Annotated in this window: 16 protein-coding genes; 3 read left to right on the top strand and 13 right to left on the bottom strand. The window is 42.9% G+C overall.

Translation table 11 applies throughout. From position 1 onward, the window contains the following. Positions 1-56: 56 nt before the first annotated feature. Together R7E38_RS08885 and R7E38_RS08880 are read right to left on the bottom strand one after the other, a co-directional pair. The gene (locus tag R7E38_RS08885; protein WP_213911889.1) at positions 57-1607 is read right to left on the bottom strand and encodes an alpha-glucoside-specific PTS transporter subunit IIBC; all 1551 of its coding nucleotides are present in this window, start codon (positions 1605-1607) and stop codon (positions 57-59) included. Positions 1608-1662: 55 nt separating this feature from the next. After that, positions 1663-2991, bottom strand: a complete 1329-nt coding sequence (locus R7E38_RS08880; protein ID WP_005373308.1) for a 6-phospho-alpha-glucosidase — start codon at positions 2989-2991, stop codon at positions 1663-1665. Between the two features lie 180 nt (positions 2992-3171). Here R7E38_RS08880 and R7E38_RS08875 point away from each other — a divergent pair, with 180 nt between their 5' ends. Next, the gene (locus tag R7E38_RS08875; protein WP_054730587.1) at positions 3172-3879 is read left to right on the top strand and encodes a GntR family transcriptional regulator; all 708 of its coding nucleotides are present in this window, start codon (positions 3172-3174) and stop codon (positions 3877-3879) included. 19 nt (positions 3880-3898) lie between these two features. On the opposite strand, the gene mnhG is transcribed toward R7E38_RS08875, so the two are convergent. The 9 genes from mnhG to R7E38_RS08830 all read right to left on the bottom strand — a co-directional run bounded on the left by mnhG (position 3899) and on the right by R7E38_RS08830 (position 11965). Then, positions 3899-4192 (bottom strand): monovalent cation/H(+) antiporter subunit G, encoded by a 294-nt coding sequence (gene mnhG, locus R7E38_RS08870; RefSeq protein WP_005373314.1) that lies wholly within the window; start codon positions 4190-4192, stop codon positions 3899-3901. Next, positions 4192-4470 carry a cation:proton antiporter gene (locus R7E38_RS08865; RefSeq protein ID WP_005373317.1) on the bottom strand — a complete coding sequence of 93 codons (279 nt, stop codon included), beginning with the start codon at positions 4468-4470 and terminating at the stop codon, positions 4192-4194. Before R7E38_RS08865 ends, mnhG begins: the two co-directional genes overlap by 1 nt. Then, the gene (locus R7E38_RS08860; protein ID WP_005373320.1) at positions 4463-4939 is read right to left on the bottom strand and encodes a Na+/H+ antiporter subunit E; all 477 of its coding nucleotides are present in this window, start codon (positions 4937-4939) and stop codon (positions 4463-4465) included. Before R7E38_RS08860 ends, R7E38_RS08865 begins: the two co-directional genes overlap by 8 nt. Next, complete coding sequence (locus tag R7E38_RS08855; RefSeq protein ID WP_186585403.1) at positions 4936-6432, bottom strand: Na+/H+ antiporter subunit D; 1497 nt, start codon at positions 6430-6432, stop codon at positions 4936-4938. The genes R7E38_RS08860 and R7E38_RS08855 overlap by 4 nt, the downstream gene beginning before the upstream one ends. Next, entirely contained in the window at positions 6429-6782 is a 354-nt protein-coding gene (locus R7E38_RS08850; RefSeq protein WP_017633704.1) for a Na+/H+ antiporter subunit C, read from the bottom strand. The genes R7E38_RS08855 and R7E38_RS08850 overlap by 4 nt, the downstream gene beginning before the upstream one ends. Beyond that, positions 6782-9451: a hydrogen gas-evolving membrane-bound hydrogenase subunit E gene (gene mbhE / locus R7E38_RS08845; protein WP_226083216.1), complete on the bottom strand. Its 2670-nt coding sequence runs from the start codon at positions 9449-9451 to the stop codon at positions 6782-6784. Before mbhE ends, R7E38_RS08850 begins: the two co-directional genes overlap by 1 nt. Before the next feature lie 164 nt (positions 9452-9615). Further along, positions 9616-9807 carry a hypothetical protein gene (locus tag R7E38_RS08840; RefSeq protein ID WP_005373328.1) on the bottom strand — a complete coding sequence of 64 codons (192 nt, stop codon included), beginning with the start codon at positions 9805-9807 and terminating at the stop codon, positions 9616-9618. A gap of 109 nt (positions 9808-9916) precedes the next feature. Beyond that, on the bottom strand, positions 9917-10852 hold the full coding sequence (locus R7E38_RS08835; protein ID WP_005373330.1) for a universal stress protein: 936 nt from the start codon (positions 10850-10852) through the stop codon (positions 9917-9919). A gap of 393 nt (positions 10853-11245) precedes the next feature. Continuing rightward, positions 11246-11965: an SDR family oxidoreductase gene (locus tag R7E38_RS08830; protein WP_005373333.1), complete on the bottom strand. Its 720-nt coding sequence runs from the start codon at positions 11963-11965 to the stop codon at positions 11246-11248. A gap of 135 nt (positions 11966-12100) precedes the next feature. On the opposite strand from R7E38_RS08830, the gene R7E38_RS08825 reads away from it, so the two are divergent. Next, complete coding sequence (locus R7E38_RS08825) at positions 12101-13009, top strand: LysR family transcriptional regulator (RefSeq protein ID WP_226083218.1); 909 nt, start codon at positions 12101-12103, stop codon at positions 13007-13009. A 90-nt stretch (positions 13010-13099) separates the two neighbouring features. On the opposite strand, the gene R7E38_RS08820 is transcribed toward R7E38_RS08825, so the two are convergent. Then, positions 13100-13873 (bottom strand): AraC family transcriptional regulator, encoded by a 774-nt coding sequence (locus R7E38_RS08820; protein WP_170893159.1) that lies wholly within the window; start codon positions 13871-13873, stop codon positions 13100-13102. A 99-nt stretch (positions 13874-13972) separates the two neighbouring features. Between R7E38_RS08820 and R7E38_RS08815 the strand changes: the two genes are divergently transcribed. Beyond that, positions 13973-15109, top strand: coding sequence for a multidrug effflux MFS transporter (locus R7E38_RS08815; protein ID WP_226083220.1), 1137 nt, complete (start codon positions 13973-13975; stop codon positions 15107-15109). A 114-nt stretch (positions 15110-15223) separates the two neighbouring features. On the opposite strand, the gene R7E38_RS08810 is transcribed toward R7E38_RS08815, so the two are convergent. Further along, the gene (locus R7E38_RS08810) at positions 15224-15634 is read right to left on the bottom strand and encodes a hypothetical protein (protein WP_033906420.1); all 411 of its coding nucleotides are present in this window, start codon (positions 15632-15634) and stop codon (positions 15224-15226) included. Positions 15635-15780 lie beyond the last annotated feature (146 nt).

Below are 15780 nucleotides of genomic sequence, written 5' to 3'. Positions count from 1 at the left end.
GGTGAGATAATTATATCTCACCTTTGAGCCATATGAGCTGGAGCATTAGTTGGGGGTTAAGCTTTTATCAGTTGGCTCATATCTTCGCGAACTTGTGGCACCGTTAAACCAACGATGATTTGAAGGCTCTCTTTATTTCTAACAATATTCACCGCTCCGTGCTGTGTGAAAAATGCGTTCTCCTTTACAAGAGAGACATCTTTAACTTTAACACGCAGACGCGTCGCGCAATTAGTTAACAAGTCAATGTTTTCTTTTCCACCCAAACCTTCAATAAAGGCACTAGCTTGTGACGGACTTGCGCTACTGTTATGGACCGCTTTCGCTTCTTTGTAGTCAGCTTTGGAATACAACTTACTATCTGCACCTTCACGTCCCGGAGTAAGTATGTTGTATTTTAAAATAAGCGCGCGAAACGTAACAAAGTAAACACCAGTAAACATGAGACCAATAATAATCTGAATCACGTATGTTCCTGCATGGTTACCAGCCAAAGGCAACCAGTTTTGGAAAATGAAGTCTATCAAGCCAGTCTGAAAGTTACCGGAAACACCAAACATAAAGGCGATCGTTGCCATTGTCGCAGATAACAACGCATGCAAAGCAAACAGCGCAGGTGCGATAAATAAGAATGTAAACTCTATTGGTTCGGTGATCCCTGTAAGAATTGCTGTGATTGCGGCTCCGAGCACTAACCCCATCACCATCTTTTTATTTTCTTTTTTCGCAACTGAATAGAGTGCTAGTGCGATACCCGTACAACCAAACACTTTACCCATTCCCGTCAACATCAAACCTCCCTGAGGAAATTGTGTCGTTAAACTTTCCGAGCTCTGGGCGAATGTCTGTATATTTTGAATCCAATAGGCAACCGTTCCGCCATCGACTGCAACTGGCCCATAAAAAACGGGACCATATACGAAATGATGCAACCCCGTTGGTATCATGATTCGCTCTAAAAACGTAAATAGCCATACCCCTAACGATCCAGCAGAAACCAAAAATGATTGCAGATTATTAATACCATGCTGAATACTTGGCCAAGTCAAACAAGTTAGAATTGCCATCACGACCATAATTGGGAAGCTAATGATCACAACCAATGGCGTTCCGCCAAATACAGCCGCCCAATCCGGTAGCTTTTTATCAAAGAATCGGTTGTGAACCCAAACAGAGAGACTTGCAATTAAAATGGCACCTAGCAAGTTGGTATCAAGCGTTAGAATGCCACCAACTTCAGTCAAACCTCGCTCACCTTCCGTATAGTTAACGCCCAGTTCTGGTCCCCAAAATTGAAGGATTCCACCAATAACGTAGTTAAACGTAATGTAGGAAACGAGTGTTGCAAGTACAGCGCGACCAGATGCTTTTTTAGCTAAAGCGATAGGTAACCCAACGGCAAAAATAAGTGCCATATTTTTAAATACAGCGAGAGATGCCTGTAAAATGATCGTCGAGACTTTAACCCAAGCACTCCCCTCTAGTGCCCAAGGAAACACTTCTTGATTTAACAGCACAACAGAGAAACCCAATAACATGCCCGCTGCTGGAAATAATAGAACGGGAACAAACATCGCGGCCCCGAACCTTTGAATAATGTCTTTCATATAAACCTCTTGTTTCATTCACGGAGCCTACAAGTAGGCCCCGAACGTCCAGTTGTTATTGAAAAAATTGAGGAAGGTAGGCTTTATTTTCTTCTAGTAATTGTTTTGTTATTTCTTTAGCTTTTGGCACATTAACCACGGTACGGTTAAGTGTGAGTGCATTAATCAGCTTTTGCTGACTTCCTTCGTACCAAGCATCCACGACTAATTTCTCGTAACCAAGTTGGCTCTCAATCATGGCTTTTTGGAAGGTTGGGATTTTTCCTACAGTAAAAGCTTTCGGTCCATCACTAGTTAGCGCAGCTGGAACTTCTACCATGGCGTCATTTTGTAAATTTGTAATAGCACCATTATTCGGTACGATGACGAGATACACATCGCTCAAGTTGTAGGCAAGCGAAGCCGCGACTCTCACCATGTATCGACCATGGATATCGGCATGCAGTGTTTCGTGCTTCGTGGTGCCCGCTTCAATTATTCTTGCGTTCAATTCGAACACTCGTTTCTCACGGCCGTTAATTACCTGCCTTGCGCGAGTATTATTGATATCCTCTTTCGCCACCATTTTTTCAGGGTACAAATAGTATTGAAGATACGTATTCGGCAAAAACTCTGGATTATCAGCAAGCATTGTTCTCATGTTTTTGAATGTGGCTTGCCACGATGGGTCATCCGCTATTTCCGCATCAACCGCACTGATCCCTTCTTTTAGGATGATATTTTTAATTTTATCCGTTAAGTCTTCACCCTGTTTGTTACGAATTTTGGTAAACCAGCCATAGTGATTAAGCCCAAAATATTCAGGAACAAAGTCCCAAATTTCACACCCTAACAATTGCGCATAGCTGACCATAATCGCTGCTGGCATATCACAAATATTTAGAATTCGCTTATCATGCGGAAATTCACGATTTAAAGCTTCAGCGACAATTGCCGCTGGGTTGGTGTAATTAAGAATCCACGCATCTGGACACGTTTGTCGGATCTCGTTCACTAGCTGGATCATATCGCCGATAGAGCGAAGTCCATATGCCATTCCTCCCGCGCCACATGTCTCTTGCCCAACACAAGAGTTGGATAGCGGGATTTGTTCATCGCGCTCGCGCATGGCCAACCCACCAGTGCGGATCTGTATAAAGAAAAAGTCCGAATCTGCGAATGCGACAGATTTATCCGTTGTATAAACAAACTCTTCAACTTCTGGATAGTGTTCTCGCAATAGAATTTCAGTAGCTAATGCATTCGACTCTTGGCGTTTCTCATCTATGTCGTAAAACACGACTTTTGCGAGTGGAAAGTTATCTTTTTCGGCAATAAGGCTGTTCATCATACCAAGTGTGTATGTACTGCCAGCACCAACAATCGTTAATTTTTGACGTTTCATTTCGCTACCTCAAATGTTTATCCTGAAAATGTATAAAGTAAGTATTAATACTTTTATGATACATTTAAAGTATAAGCACAAAGATACGAGATAAAAATCACACAAAGATCCTAAGGAAAAGTATTAACTACATCTCGGATCACATTCTTGCTATCATGATCCAAGACTTAGCGAGGTATTATGAAACCCAAATACATAGACATTGCGGAACGATTAGAAAAAAAGATCAAAGATGGGGAACTACAACCGAAATCGATGCTTCCAAAAGAGAGTGATTTGCAAGAAGAGTTTTCCGTAAGCCGCGTAACCATCAGAAAAAGCTTACAAATTCTGGTCGACAATAATTTAATTAGTCGGACAAGAGGTAGTGGAACTTATGTAAACGATCTAAAAGCCCAACATGATGCCTTACATTTGCTGGGTTTTATCGAGGAAGTCAGTAAACAGGGGAAAACGCCTAGCTCTCAAGTCATAAAGTTCGAACTTAAAAAGCCGAATGAGCAGGTTGCTAAGCAGTTAAATCTCTCGCCCAATGATGATACATATGAAATACATAGACTCAGATGTATTAATGATGAGCCTGAAATTTACGAAGTCACTCATATGCCAGCAATGTTATTTCCAGACTTGAGCATAGCCATAATGAATGGTTCTAAATATGAGTACATTGAAAATAGCAAAGGATTGAAAATTGCGAAAAGCAGTCAGTCTGTCAAACCGTACTTGTTAGATGCAGAGACGGCCTCATACCTGAATGAATCAGAAGCTTCCCCTATTCTAAAAGTTGAGTCCACTGGTTACCTAGAAGATGGTCGTGCATTTGAATATACCGTCAATTACTTCCGACTTCATCAATACAGCTTCGAGTTTATTTCAACTAGGGCGTAGTACTATTCGACGCTAATGGTTAATCATTGCGCCAAATCTTATATCCGACCTCTCGCATTGCTCTGCCGAGCAGGTGGGAGGCGACTGGCGCAGTGAGAACGATAAACAACATCGTACCGATAACCCGAGAGATCACGGTAACTTCAGGGAGTGAGAAAGCGACCGCTAATAACAAGCAGCTCACTCCGACAGTTCCAGCTTTGGTCGCTGCATGCATTCGGGTATACAAATCAGGAAGCCTCAGGACACCTAGACTTGCAACCAAGGTCAACAATGTTCCTAAGCATAAAAATAGTCCAATCAACACGTCCATTATTCTTTCTCCTTTCTTTTAACGATCAAACGTGCAAATGCGATCGTGCCGAGAAATGCGACCAAACCTAATGTAATGGCGATGTCTAACAGAGCGTCCTCACCGCTGTCTAAGGTGTAAACCGTAATAAATCCGATAGTGATAAATGAAATCAGATCTAACGCCACAACTCGATCAGCTAGCGTTGGTCCTAGAATTAAACGAGCAAAAGCCATAACAAAGCTGAGTAGTAGCCCAGAATAGGCAAAAGTGACCGTTATTTGCAGCCAACTATCCACGCGTCACCTCCAAAATTCGATGCTCTAACCCATCTTTAATTCCGCGAATAACCTCTTCATGTTCAGGTGCAAACATGGCATGAACGATAAGATACTTTTTATCAGCCGTAACATCCAAACTAAGCGTGCCCGGTGTTAAAGAAACCATGTTCGCCAGTAATGTGATTTCTAGATCAGAATCGACCTCCAGAGGGACATAAACGATATCAGGCTGACTCAAATGAGTAGGTGTCACGACGTCCCACACCACTTTCGCAACCGATATAACCATTTCATAAGCGAAGTACACCAATAACTTCAATGCAGATGCAAAACGTTGAAAATAGCTCGTTTTCAATCCAAATGGTTGACTCAACCTTAAAGCAAAAAAACCGACCGTAAATCCGACAACAAAATTCAGACTCGAATAGCTGCCATTAAGCATCATCCACGCTAATGCTAAGAAAAAATTGAGGAATAGATAGATCATGCATTTCCTCCTAACACCACTCTGATGTATTCAGTCGGATTTAACAGTTGTTCTGCAGCTTGAACGGAAAATTGATAAAAAGGCTCCGCCACTAAGCCAATGATTAGCGTCAACGTTGTCAATACAATAATTGGAACGCAGTACAACCAATGTACTTTGGCCTGCAGAGTCTGTTCTGGCTTCTCTCTAAATGGCTTTTTCCAAAATGCCTCACTCCAAATTTTCGTCATCGAGTAGACAGTAAGCAACCCCACCAATAACGCGGTACCTGCTAACCAGTAATACTCAGCCTGTATGCTCGACTTGATGACCAATAGCTTTCCCCAGAAACCCGATAGCGGTGGGAAACCGGCCAGAGAAAACGCAGGGACAAGAAACAAGAACGCTAACCAAGGCATAGCTTTGTATACCCCACCCAAATGTTCAAGTTGACTAGAGCCATATTTGCGCTCGATGAATCCACCTATTAAGAACAAATTCGCTTTTACAATGATGTGATGAACAATGTAGAAAATGGCACCGGCTAAAGCTAAGGGAGTGTAAATAGCCAACCCCATGATCATATAGCCTATTTGGCTAATAATATGAAAAGAAAGAATTTTCTTAATGTCGAATTGGCTAGCCGCTCCTAAAACGCCCGTTAACATGGTTAGCCCTGCGACCCAAATTAACGTCGGTTGCCAGCCACTCTCGGAGAGCGGAAATACTAAGGTGAAGACTCTTATCAACGCGTATACACCGACTTTAGTAAGCAACGCGGCAAACAGTGCAACCACACCGCTTGGTAACGTGTGATAAGAAGCTGGCAACCAAGCAAATAAAGGAAAGAGTGCCGCTTTAATAGAGAAGGCAAACAAAAACAGCGCGGACAGCATCATGTTGATGCTCAATTCATTTTCTCCTACTTTGGTGTAGAGATCGGCCAGGTTCAAGGTGCCCGTTGCGCCATACAACAAGCCGATAGCAAGCAAAAATACCAGCGTCGAAATCAGGTTCAACATGACGTACTTTACTGCACCATCAACTTGAGTTTTCGTTGCATCTAACACCATTAAACCAAATGATGAAATGAGCATGACCTCAAACCAAACATACAGATTAAAAATATCTCCAGTCAGGAAAGCGCCATAAACGCCAGCAAGCAACATGTGCATTAACGCATGGTAATTGCTATAGGAGGGCTTTCGGTGAAGGTCCGCCATCGCGTAGAAAACACATATCGCACCAATCACCGCCGTTATCATCACCATAGCAACGCTGAGGTAATCTGCGACAAACACGATACCAAATGGCGCACTCCACTGACCAAAAGCAACGGCTTGAATACCATTATTTATGATGTTTTCTGTGAGAAAGCCCGCTACGAAAAGGTTCGAAATCGCACTTACTCCGCTCAACCACTCAACACTTTTTGTTGAGCGACGGACGAAGAAGATAGTCAACGCCGTACTCAGCGAGAGAACAACCGGTAACGTAAGCAAAATCGAACTCATTGACCCTCCTCAGAACGTTGCATTTCATCGACGTTTGCAGTTCCAGTGTCTTTATAAGCTCGATAGAACAGCATTAAAGCAAAAATAAGCAGTCCAAAACCGATGACTATCGCAGTTAAGATAAGCGCTTGAGGTAAAGGATTTGCCGCGCTATCTGGTGGTAAAAGAGCATTATCGCCAATCAATGGCGGTTCTCCGGGCGTCAGCCTCCCAGCGGTAAAAATAGCAAGGTTAACCGCACTACTGAGTAACATGATGCCGAACAAAAGACGCAAGATATGCTTTTCAAGCATTAAATAAACACCTGCTGCGACAAATACTCCAACGACAACACTCCAGACTATTTCCATCACTCTAGCTCCTCATTAATACGAAGCAGCATACCCATCACGCCACCTATAACGGCAAGGTAAACACCAACATCAAAAACCAATGGCGTCCCTAGTGGTATCACATCTTTCCACCACAGTCCGGTCAAAAACGGTTTATCAAACGCAAAGCTCAAAGCACCAGAAACTAAGCTCAATGCGATGCCAGATAACGCAATGAGAAACGGCTTGAAATACAACCTAGAACGAACGTATTTCGGTGATTCCGCGAACATGAGAAGTGATAAACCAATAACGGCAATCAACGCACCAATAAAGCCACCACCCGGTTCATTATGACCACGTAACAACAGATACACTGAAAATACGAGCATGAGTGCCGAAACAATGTGTGCCGTGGTTGCAAAAATTAATGATTGGATACGATTTTGCTTTTTCGCTCTTGTCTTAAGCAAACTCACTGCCGCAATCCCTGCAATAACAACGACAACAACTTCTCCCAATGTATCAAATGCGCGAAAGTCGACCAGAATAACGTTAACAATGTTTCGCCCATGTCCACCCGGGACACTGTTTTCTGCAAAGAAATCTGACACCGAAGAGTCCATCGGCTGAGACGTGATTCCTAACAAAAGTAAAGTAACCGAAACACCTATCACACCTGCTATGCAAATATTCGCTACTTTACGTTTTATTGAATGCTTGGGCACGGTGGTTAGACGTGGCATATGACGCATTAACAATGCAAGAAAGACCACCATTAATGTTTCCACTAACAGTAAAGTCTTCGCAACGTCCGGGGCGCTATAAATCATAAAAACAAGCGTGGTCATGAAGCCAATCATACCAAGCGCAGAAATCGCAAGAAGTCTTGCGTGGGACAACGTACATACGAGCGCAGCACCAATCAACAATAAGGCAATACCAATCTCATAGAAAGTGACACTTGAAAGTTCGCCAACCAAAGGCAGAGGAATAAGCGCTACCTGACTCAGTAACGCAACGGCAAGTACCGTGAAAAATAATAGGACATAGCGACTCAATTTCTTTTGCTGTAACCGCGCCGTTTGCCACTTCGCCACTGTCATCATGCCATCTAATAGTCGTTCAAAAATATTCTCCGCTTTGGGGACGAATAGATGTAACCGCTGAAAAAATGCAGACACAGTAGGATAAACACGGTACACCACATACCCCAACGCTAGCGTAATAACGCTTAACACTAACGGTACATTCACGCCATGCCATAGTGATGTCTCTTTAAGAGTTGCTGTGGGCAGAATGTCAGCAGAGCCCGGAAAAATAATATTGCGATCTAACCAATTCAAACCGAATAACGGAACTAGGAGGCTGCCAACTGCCAAGAGCAAAGGCGAGATCCACATGGCTTTTTTTGTCTCAACTGGCTTAGTTTCAATCGGCACGAGATCACGGCGAGCAAAGAATGGTCTCGCAATAAGCATAATGGTTAGCGCGACCATCAGTATATTCACGATTAAAAGTACAAAGGCGATCCAGTTATTGAGCTCTACTGCGGACTTGTACATGTACTCTTTGCTCAAAAAGCCTAACAACGGCGGGAACCCCGCTTTAGACAATGCAGCCAAACTCCCCGCAACCATGCTGATGACGAGAACTGACTTCAGGCCGTACAATTGATCAATATCTCGTGTTCCTGTCGCTTTGTCGATATTACCCACCACCATAAACAGCGCAGCTTTATAGAAAGAGTGAGCGAGAATAAACATCAATACTGCACTAACGGCCAAATCTGTGCCCATACCTAGTAATAATGTTAATTTACCCAAAGCAACATTCGTGCTGTAGGCTAGCATCAGCTTCAAGTCAGTTTGTTTTAATGCGACAAATGTGCACCAAATGGCCGTGATACTCCCAGTGATGACTAAAGCATAAAACCAGATCTCGCTGTGGGCATAAACTGGCGATAAACGTGCTAATAGGTAAATGCCTGCCTTTACCATTGTTGCCGAGTGTAAATACGCACTGACCGGAGTGGGAGCTGCCATCGCGTTAGGTAGCCAAAAATGAAACGGGAATTGCGCAGATTTAGTAAATGCACCGAGTAGTATGAGCACTAGAGATGGGATAAACCATTCATGCTGCGCAATAGTTCCTGCCTGCTCGATAATGGTATTTAGCTCATAACTCCCTGCCATTGCTCCCAGCAAGATAAGACCCGCTAGCAACGCTAGTCCACCAGCACCGGTAACAATCAGCGACTGCAAGGCGTTTTTCCGAGACGTTTTATTTTCGTGATTAAACCCGATCAGTAAGTAAGAAGTGATGGTGGTGAGTTCCCAGAAAACAAATAACAACAGAATATTATCGCTCATCACAATCCCTAGCATGGCAAGCATGAATAGGGTTAGATACAAATGAAAGGAAAACCGGCTATCACTTTCTCGTAAATAAGCCAAAGCGTAGATTTGAATCAGTGCGCCAATCCCACTGATCAGTCCCGCAAAAAGAAATGAAAGACCATCTAATCTAAAGCTAAGGTTGATATCGAGGCTTGGTATCCATTCCGCATTCCAGCTCACGCCTGCAGGAGTATAGATATAGAAGAGAAAAGAGAAGATTAAAACTGGCAGCGCAGGGAAAATCAGTAAGACCAACTGATTACCTAGGTTTTTCGGCAGGTTTTCTTTACCCGTTATGTTATTCAACATCGCAGCCCATTCGTTATTATAAGAAGGTACGCGCTATTCGGCGCAAATGACAAACTCCACTGTATTGTTTTAGCCCAAGCGCTTCAAAAACGATCATGAAACCAAGGGAAAAGTAGCAAACAGTAATCACTGAGTGCTACTTAGAGGAACGCCGATACAAACCGCTATTTGCTGTCTGCTACGGCATAAGAACGTAGGTCACTACTTACGTGTTCTTGGCTGAATGTATATGGATTATCGTCATCAGCTAACTCGAATGCATCGTAGGTGCAGTCACCGATATCATTTCTCGGACAAACATAAACATTCGAACGTTCTATCATTTCTGTGTGGCATTTCGGGCATAGGTTTTTCATGTCACTCTCCTCTGATAACTTATTGATACATTGATAATTCCATGTTCTAGAGATCCATCTCCCTCCTTTACCTAAAACATAACTTAAACCCAACTTTGTTACACCCCAATTACTGAATCGGTGAGACAAAGCCATCGGGCTTAAGAGCGACCAAACTACAGTTAATCGATTGCAAAATATTTTCAGCCGTATTACCAATGACATAGCCAGATATACCAGTTCTCGCTAAGGTTCCCATTACCAGCACGTCTACCTCAATACTCTCTACGTAATCTGGAATCTTTTCGTCGGGTTTTCCATGCAGGTGGTGAATCACAATTTCACCTGTAATCCCAGACTCCTCCAACAGCTGTTGCAGAGCTTGTTTATGATCGGCTTTTGCTTTGTCGAGTTCATGTTTCAACTCAGCATCATCGACTTGAATCCAAGCGTTACCATTAAGGTAGTTTTCTAAGTAATACTCCCAGCAAGAAATCACGTGTAAACGACTATCGCAGGTGTCGGCTATCGAACGCGATAATTCGAGTAAACGCACGGCTAATGAGTGCTGTTCATCGCTTGCCGTTAATGGGTCGATAGCCACAGCAACACGGCGTTTATCTCTTGGCTTATCAATTGGTCGGTGCAACCAAAGCGGACAAGGGCATTTTCGTAACAGAGTCATATCAATAGCTTTGAAACCCTCAGCACCTTCACCGAGCGGTTCAGCTTCTTTGATGATGAGATCTTTGTTATCAGCTAATGCTTCTTGAATAATACAGACAGCGGGCTTTTCACTGCTTTTCACAGTAAGAGGAAATGCGAGATCCTCTTCAGAGAGTCCCAGCTTCTGTCTATATTCGTGAATACTTTGTTTGAGGGAGTCTTGCAGCGATTGCTCATAACTTTGCTGATACTGGATCATGTCTGTTGGGAAATCAGGACACGCTATTAGCCCTGAGACAGGCACTTTGTTGCTAGATGCAATCCTCATCGCTTGTTCGAGGGCGTCACTATGGCCTGGCAATCCTTGTGTTGCAAAAAGTATGTTTGCGAATCGTTTCATACACACCTCCTTGTTTGGTTAAATATTAACCACCAACAAAGTATAATACCTAACGGATAATTGTAACGGCTTGTGACGTTGATGAAATCAATTCTCATTAAGAGACGGATATTGCTTCATTTTGTTTTACGTCACACTCTCCTTTCTTCACAACTATCGCCTTCGACCTAAATAAATTCCGCTACCTAAAGTTGAGACCAAATAAAAAACCAAATTACTCAAAGTTTTTTCTCACCTTGAGTAACTTGGGTATAAGCAATAACACACTTAGTGTCCGGATTTAAATGGATGACCTAAATTTTCACGCAACTTAGTTTAAAGATGCCATCTCAATCACGAATCGATATGCAAAGTTTTACGGCTTTAGTGACCTAAAATCGCCGTAACTCAATGTTAAGGTTGTTGTTTTGTCGGTGCCAAAGCAATTTCACGAACACATACACCTTGCGGTTGCTGATAAGCAAACAGCACTGCTCGTGCAATGTCGTCTGCGGCCAACACACCGCCCATATCCACCTTCCAGGCGTCATAACCATCTTTAATATCTTGAGACGTTGTATGTGAAAGTAATTCCGTTTCCACTGCACCAGGTGCAATCGTGGTAACGCGAACATTTGATGACGCAACTTCTTCACGTACGTTTTCAGAAATAGCATGAACCGCAAATTTGGTACCGCAATAAGCAGCATGATCAGGGAATGTTTTCTTGCCCGCAATAGAGCTGATGTTAATGATCGTACCACTGTTACGTGCTTTCATAGGTGCTAGGACGGACTGCATGCCATTGAGCAAACCAATTACGTTCACATCAAACATGCGCTTCCACTCCGATGCTTCCTGAGTATCTATCTGACCTAGAAGCATAACGCCTGCGTTATTTACAAGTGCATCTACCGGACCATACAACGCTTCAGCTTTCTCAATTGCAGCCTCAAAAGAAGCTTTGTCGGTCACATCTACCTTTTCACAAAGCGTATTTGGTAAGTTTAATGCTTCCAAACGTTCTACACGTCTTGCTAACAAAAGAAGAGCATGGCCCTGTTCACTGAAGTGACGTGCAATCGCTTCACCAATGCCTGAGCTAGCGCCTGTAATAACAATTAACTTTTTCATTTTGAATCCTTAATCGAACGGTTTACATCAGTGGCGGTAAGTTTAAGAAAACTTTGTTTGTTGATATATACCGACCTAGTTGAAACACTGTTGTTATACTGCAACAATACTTTTTTGAATTATGAAGAAGTCATCATGCAAACACACATCAACCTTGCGGATATTCGCTCTTTCGTCCTAATCGCTCAACTAGGAAACTTCACGAAAGCAGCAGAGCAACTTGGCGTTTCTCGCTCACACGTTTCACGTCAAATAACAAATCTGGAGCAACAGATTGGTGTCACTTTGCTACAAAGGACCACTCGAACACTGAACCTCACCGAAGCAGGCAAGGTTCTGTATAAACAGTGTGAAACTGCCCTTCACAATATTGATCAAGCTGTTATGGCAGTGGTTGATGATGTAGAAGACTTAAGAGGTGACATTCGTATCAACTGTGTGGGGGGCTATTTAGGAGAAGACGTTGTCGCAGATATCGTTACTCAGTTTCTAATCCAACACCCACAAGTGAGCATTAACTTAGATTTTAGTAGCCATCGTGTCGATTTAATCGCAGATGAATTCGACATCGCTTTTCGAATGGGAAAGTTAGAAGACTCCAACTTTATCGCTCGTAAACTGATCGATGTGAAAATGGGGACATACGCAAGCCCAAACTATTTAGAAACATATGGCTATCCTTCGCATCCAAAGGACTTAGAAAAACACATTTGTTTGACAGGTAGTGTGACACGGTGGGCATTTGAGAACACAAATACAAAGCAGTCAACGGAACACCAGATACGTGGACAGTTACGATGTAAGAGTGGCAGAGTAATGATAAAAGCAGCCCTGGCGGGAAATGGCATCATCCGTGTGCCAGCACTTTATTGTCAACAAGAACTCCAGACAGGCAAGCTAAAAGAAGTGTTTACCAATTGGAGCATTCCGAGTGTGGAATTTTCACTCCTTTATCATCACGACCGACATCAACCAAAACGCATCCGAGCCTTTGTTGATTTTACCACGCAATACTTTCGCAAACTGCAGAGTAAAGACAAGTAACCTGCACGTTGGTACCTGTCTATGTATGCTTTATAGGCTGAGCCTGTGAACCTGGGGTTTGTTTTAGAAAGAGTGTGAGCATTTTGACGCTTAAGGCTTGGTTTTCATAAACGTCAGAGGTGTTTGTCCAGTTTGCTTTTTGAAAAATGCAATAAAAGCACTGTCTGACGAAAACTCCAGCCAATCGGCAACTGCGCTGACTGGCATGCCCGTTGATAACAATTCAACTGCTTTTAAAAGCCTCCACTGTTGCCGCCAATCTTGATAATTCATGCCCGTTTCCGACTTAAATAATCGTGTTACCGTCTTGGTGCTCGCCCCTACTTTGTTTGCAAGAGTAGTAAGCGAAGGAGCTAGAAATGAAGGTTCAACCAACTCTCGACGAAACGTTGTTAAGCGCCGATGCGATGGCAAAGGCAACTGAAACGAATAACGTTTCGCAGCATAAAACTCCTCCCAAAAAAGCGCCGTCGTATTTACCATCTCGCTGCTAGGCTTATCCCACTCCCAAAATGACATTTTATCAATAAGAGCTTGGAGTAAATTATTCACTTCTATCATCGTGATCTTACTCGGACAGGCAAACTCCTCACAATCAAAATACAAAGATCGGTACGCCACCACATTCGTCATTAGTGCGCGATGCGGCGTATTAGGTGGGATCCAAACCGCCTTTGTCGGTGGCAAAATACAAATCGAGTCTTCCAGAGCAAAACTCATACAACCTTGAGGTGCGTACAATAACTGCCCTTTCTTGTGCTTATGCATACCTGAGTCGTGCTTGCCAATATCCGCAGCAATTCCCACTACATAATTAGTAATCTTGTCTGCATCAAATTGTGTTTTTTCGTTAATAAGCGCCATTTTGTCCGAATGTTGATGTATTTGGTTTTTATGTTGTTATTAGATCAATCATAGCCTCATTTATACTGCCCGCCAACTTCATTAACGATGGGTAACAATATGAATACTAAGCCCTCTTTATGGCTCATGCTGGTTATGTTGATGTTTCCGCAAATTGTAGAAACTATTTATAGCCCAGCGCTGAGCTCAATCGCTCTTTCATTTGATGTAAACCACGCACAAGCAGCCCAAACATTGTCGATTTACTTCCTAGCTTTTGCCATTGGCGTTGTAGTTTGGGGAGTTCTCGCAGATAAACTGGGAAGAAGGCCCACCATGCTTATTGGGTTCTTTATCTATGGTTGCGCATCTTTACTCGCAACTCAAACCGAAAGCTTTGCTGTTGTCATGACCGCGCGAGCCCTAAGCGCATTTGGTGTCGCGGTAGGATCCGTTGTCACACAGACCATGCTTCGTGACGCGTTTGACGGTCAAGAACTGAGTAAAGTCTTTAGCTTAATGGGAATGGGTATATCAATCAGCCCGGTAGTTGGCATGCTATTAGGCGGGCAGCTTACAGCGCTTGGTGGATACCGTTATGTGTTTTTTGCCTTGTTTTTAATCGCGTTAGTATTGCTCGCTTATAACGTTATTAAGCTTCCTGAAACACAGAAGGAACAGACACCAGTACGGTTGCATCAACTTAGCTGGAAAATGGTAAGAGACGCGCGAATTTGGCGCTCAGGATTATTGGTTGCTTTGTATAACATTGCTCTATTTTCTTATTACCAGCTTGGCGCATTTACTTTCTCAGCACTTGGGTATAACTCCGAACAATTTGGATACAGTGGCATGGTACTGGGGTTAGGCACTCTGCTTGGAAGTTATTTAAACAAATCCCTAGTGTCCAAAAATGTTCGAAAAAGCCAGCTACTTTGGTTCTCAGCAATATTGATTAGCGTTGGATCAGTCGGTGTGTTGATTCTGAACCAATCAATCTGGTTTGTTGCTCCAATGGTGTTAGTCGTCATGTCTTATGGGATTGCGATACCCAACATACTCAGTGATGCACTCGTTAATTATAAACAACAGGTTGGCAGCGCAGGCGCTTTATTTGGGCTCATGTACTACATCATGATCGGGACGGGATTAGCGATGGCTGGAACAGTACAAAACTTAGGTGTCGTTCTATTATCATGTAGCTGTTTAGCGATTTTATTAGCGTTTTCTAAAAGGCAAGTTCATACCAACTTGTGACCAGATACTACGCATTGCTTGCCTAATCTTCCGAAGATTGGTCTACATCTTTTCTAACGGTTAACTAAAACGTAAATAAAAAGCGCCTGTCGGCGCTTTAATTATCCATAGATCTTATTGCCATGTTGGCTCGCCAAACTCTTCACAACGTTGCTTGTCGTAATTTTCAATGCGCCCGCGTTTACCTACAAACTGAACCTGAACAACCATTCCAGCTTCAACATATTCACTGAAATAATCGCAAGAAACACGAAAACTAGTATCGCGTATCACAATTGGTACCCATTCATAGCCGCCGCTGCGTGGTAAGTAAGACTTGAAGGTAATGACCCCGTCATCTGAAACGTTGATTTCTTCATCATATTCATTCAACTTATAAAAACGTTGTCCATCAAACTCTGCCTTTGCTTTTTCAATTATTTCCTTCGTTGCTGTCGATTGCATCGGCGTATTTGACACCAGTTGACACCCAACAATAGATGTCAATACGGACAAAGCCAAAGCGAGTTTAGTTATTTTATTCATTTACCTAACCACTGTTGAATTATTCAACACTTACCACTTTAAAAGGAGGGAGACCATACTTTATTTTAAAGAAAGTAAATTACCACCTTCTAAAGAAGGTGGCTTTGTGTGAGCCCCCTAAAAGGGGGCCTTTGTTTAGTCCAGCG

The organism is Vibrio sp. Vb2131 (assembly GCF_033338535.1).
Taxonomy (GTDB): Bacteria; Pseudomonadota; Gammaproteobacteria; order Enterobacterales; family Vibrionaceae; genus Vibrio; species Vibrio alginolyticus.
This window is presented reverse-complemented; position numbering and strand designations above follow the sequence as displayed.

Excerpts from the sequence above, each read along its gene's own strand:
- R7E38_RS08855 (WP_186585403.1), bottom strand. The coding sequence starts at position 6,432 with ATGAGTTCGATTTTGCTTACGTTACCGGTTGTTCTCTCGCTGAGTACG.
- R7E38_RS08815 (WP_226083220.1), top strand. The coding sequence starts at position 13,973 with ATGAATACTAAGCCCTCTTTATGGCTCATGCTGGTTATGTTGATGTTT.
- R7E38_RS08885 (WP_213911889.1), bottom strand. The coding sequence starts at position 1,607 with ATGAAAGACATTATTCAAAGGTTCGGGGCCGCGATGTTTGTTCCCGTT.
- R7E38_RS08875 (WP_054730587.1), top strand. The coding sequence starts at position 3,172 with ATGAAACCCAAATACATAGACATTGCGGAACGATTAGAAAAAAAGATC.
- mbhE (WP_226083216.1), bottom strand. The coding sequence starts at position 9,451 with ATGTTGAATAACATAACGGGTAAAGAAAACCTGCCGAAAAACCTAGGT.
- R7E38_RS08820 (WP_170893159.1), bottom strand. The coding sequence starts at position 13,873 with ATGGCGCTTATTAACGAAAAAACACAATTTGATGCAGACAAGATTACT.
- R7E38_RS08810 (WP_033906420.1), bottom strand. The coding sequence starts at position 15,634 with ATGAATAAAATAACTAAACTCGCTTTGGCTTTGTCCGTATTGACATCT.
- R7E38_RS08830 (WP_005373333.1), bottom strand. The coding sequence starts at position 11,965 with ATGAAAAAGTTAATTGTTATTACAGGCGCTAGCTCAGGCATTGGTGAA.
- R7E38_RS08825 (WP_226083218.1), top strand. The coding sequence starts at position 12,101 with ATGCAAACACACATCAACCTTGCGGATATTCGCTCTTTCGTCCTAATC.
- R7E38_RS08860 (WP_005373320.1), bottom strand. The coding sequence starts at position 4,939 with ATGATCTATCTATTCCTCAATTTTTTCTTAGCATTAGCGTGGATGATG.
- mnhG (WP_005373314.1), bottom strand. The coding sequence starts at position 4,192 with ATGGACGTGTTGATTGGACTATTTTTATGCTTAGGAACATTGTTGACC.
- R7E38_RS08835 (WP_005373330.1), bottom strand. The coding sequence starts at position 10,852 with ATGAAACGATTCGCAAACATACTTTTTGCAACACAAGGATTGCCAGGC.
- R7E38_RS08840 (WP_005373328.1), bottom strand. The coding sequence starts at position 9,807 with ATGAAAAACCTATGCCCGAAATGCCACACAGAAATGATAGAACGTTCG.
- R7E38_RS08880 (WP_005373308.1), bottom strand. The coding sequence starts at position 2,991 with ATGAAACGTCAAAAATTAACGATTGTTGGTGCTGGCAGTACATACACA.
- R7E38_RS08850 (WP_017633704.1), bottom strand. The coding sequence starts at position 6,782 with ATGGAAATAGTCTGGAGTGTTGTCGTTGGAGTATTTGTCGCAGCAGGT.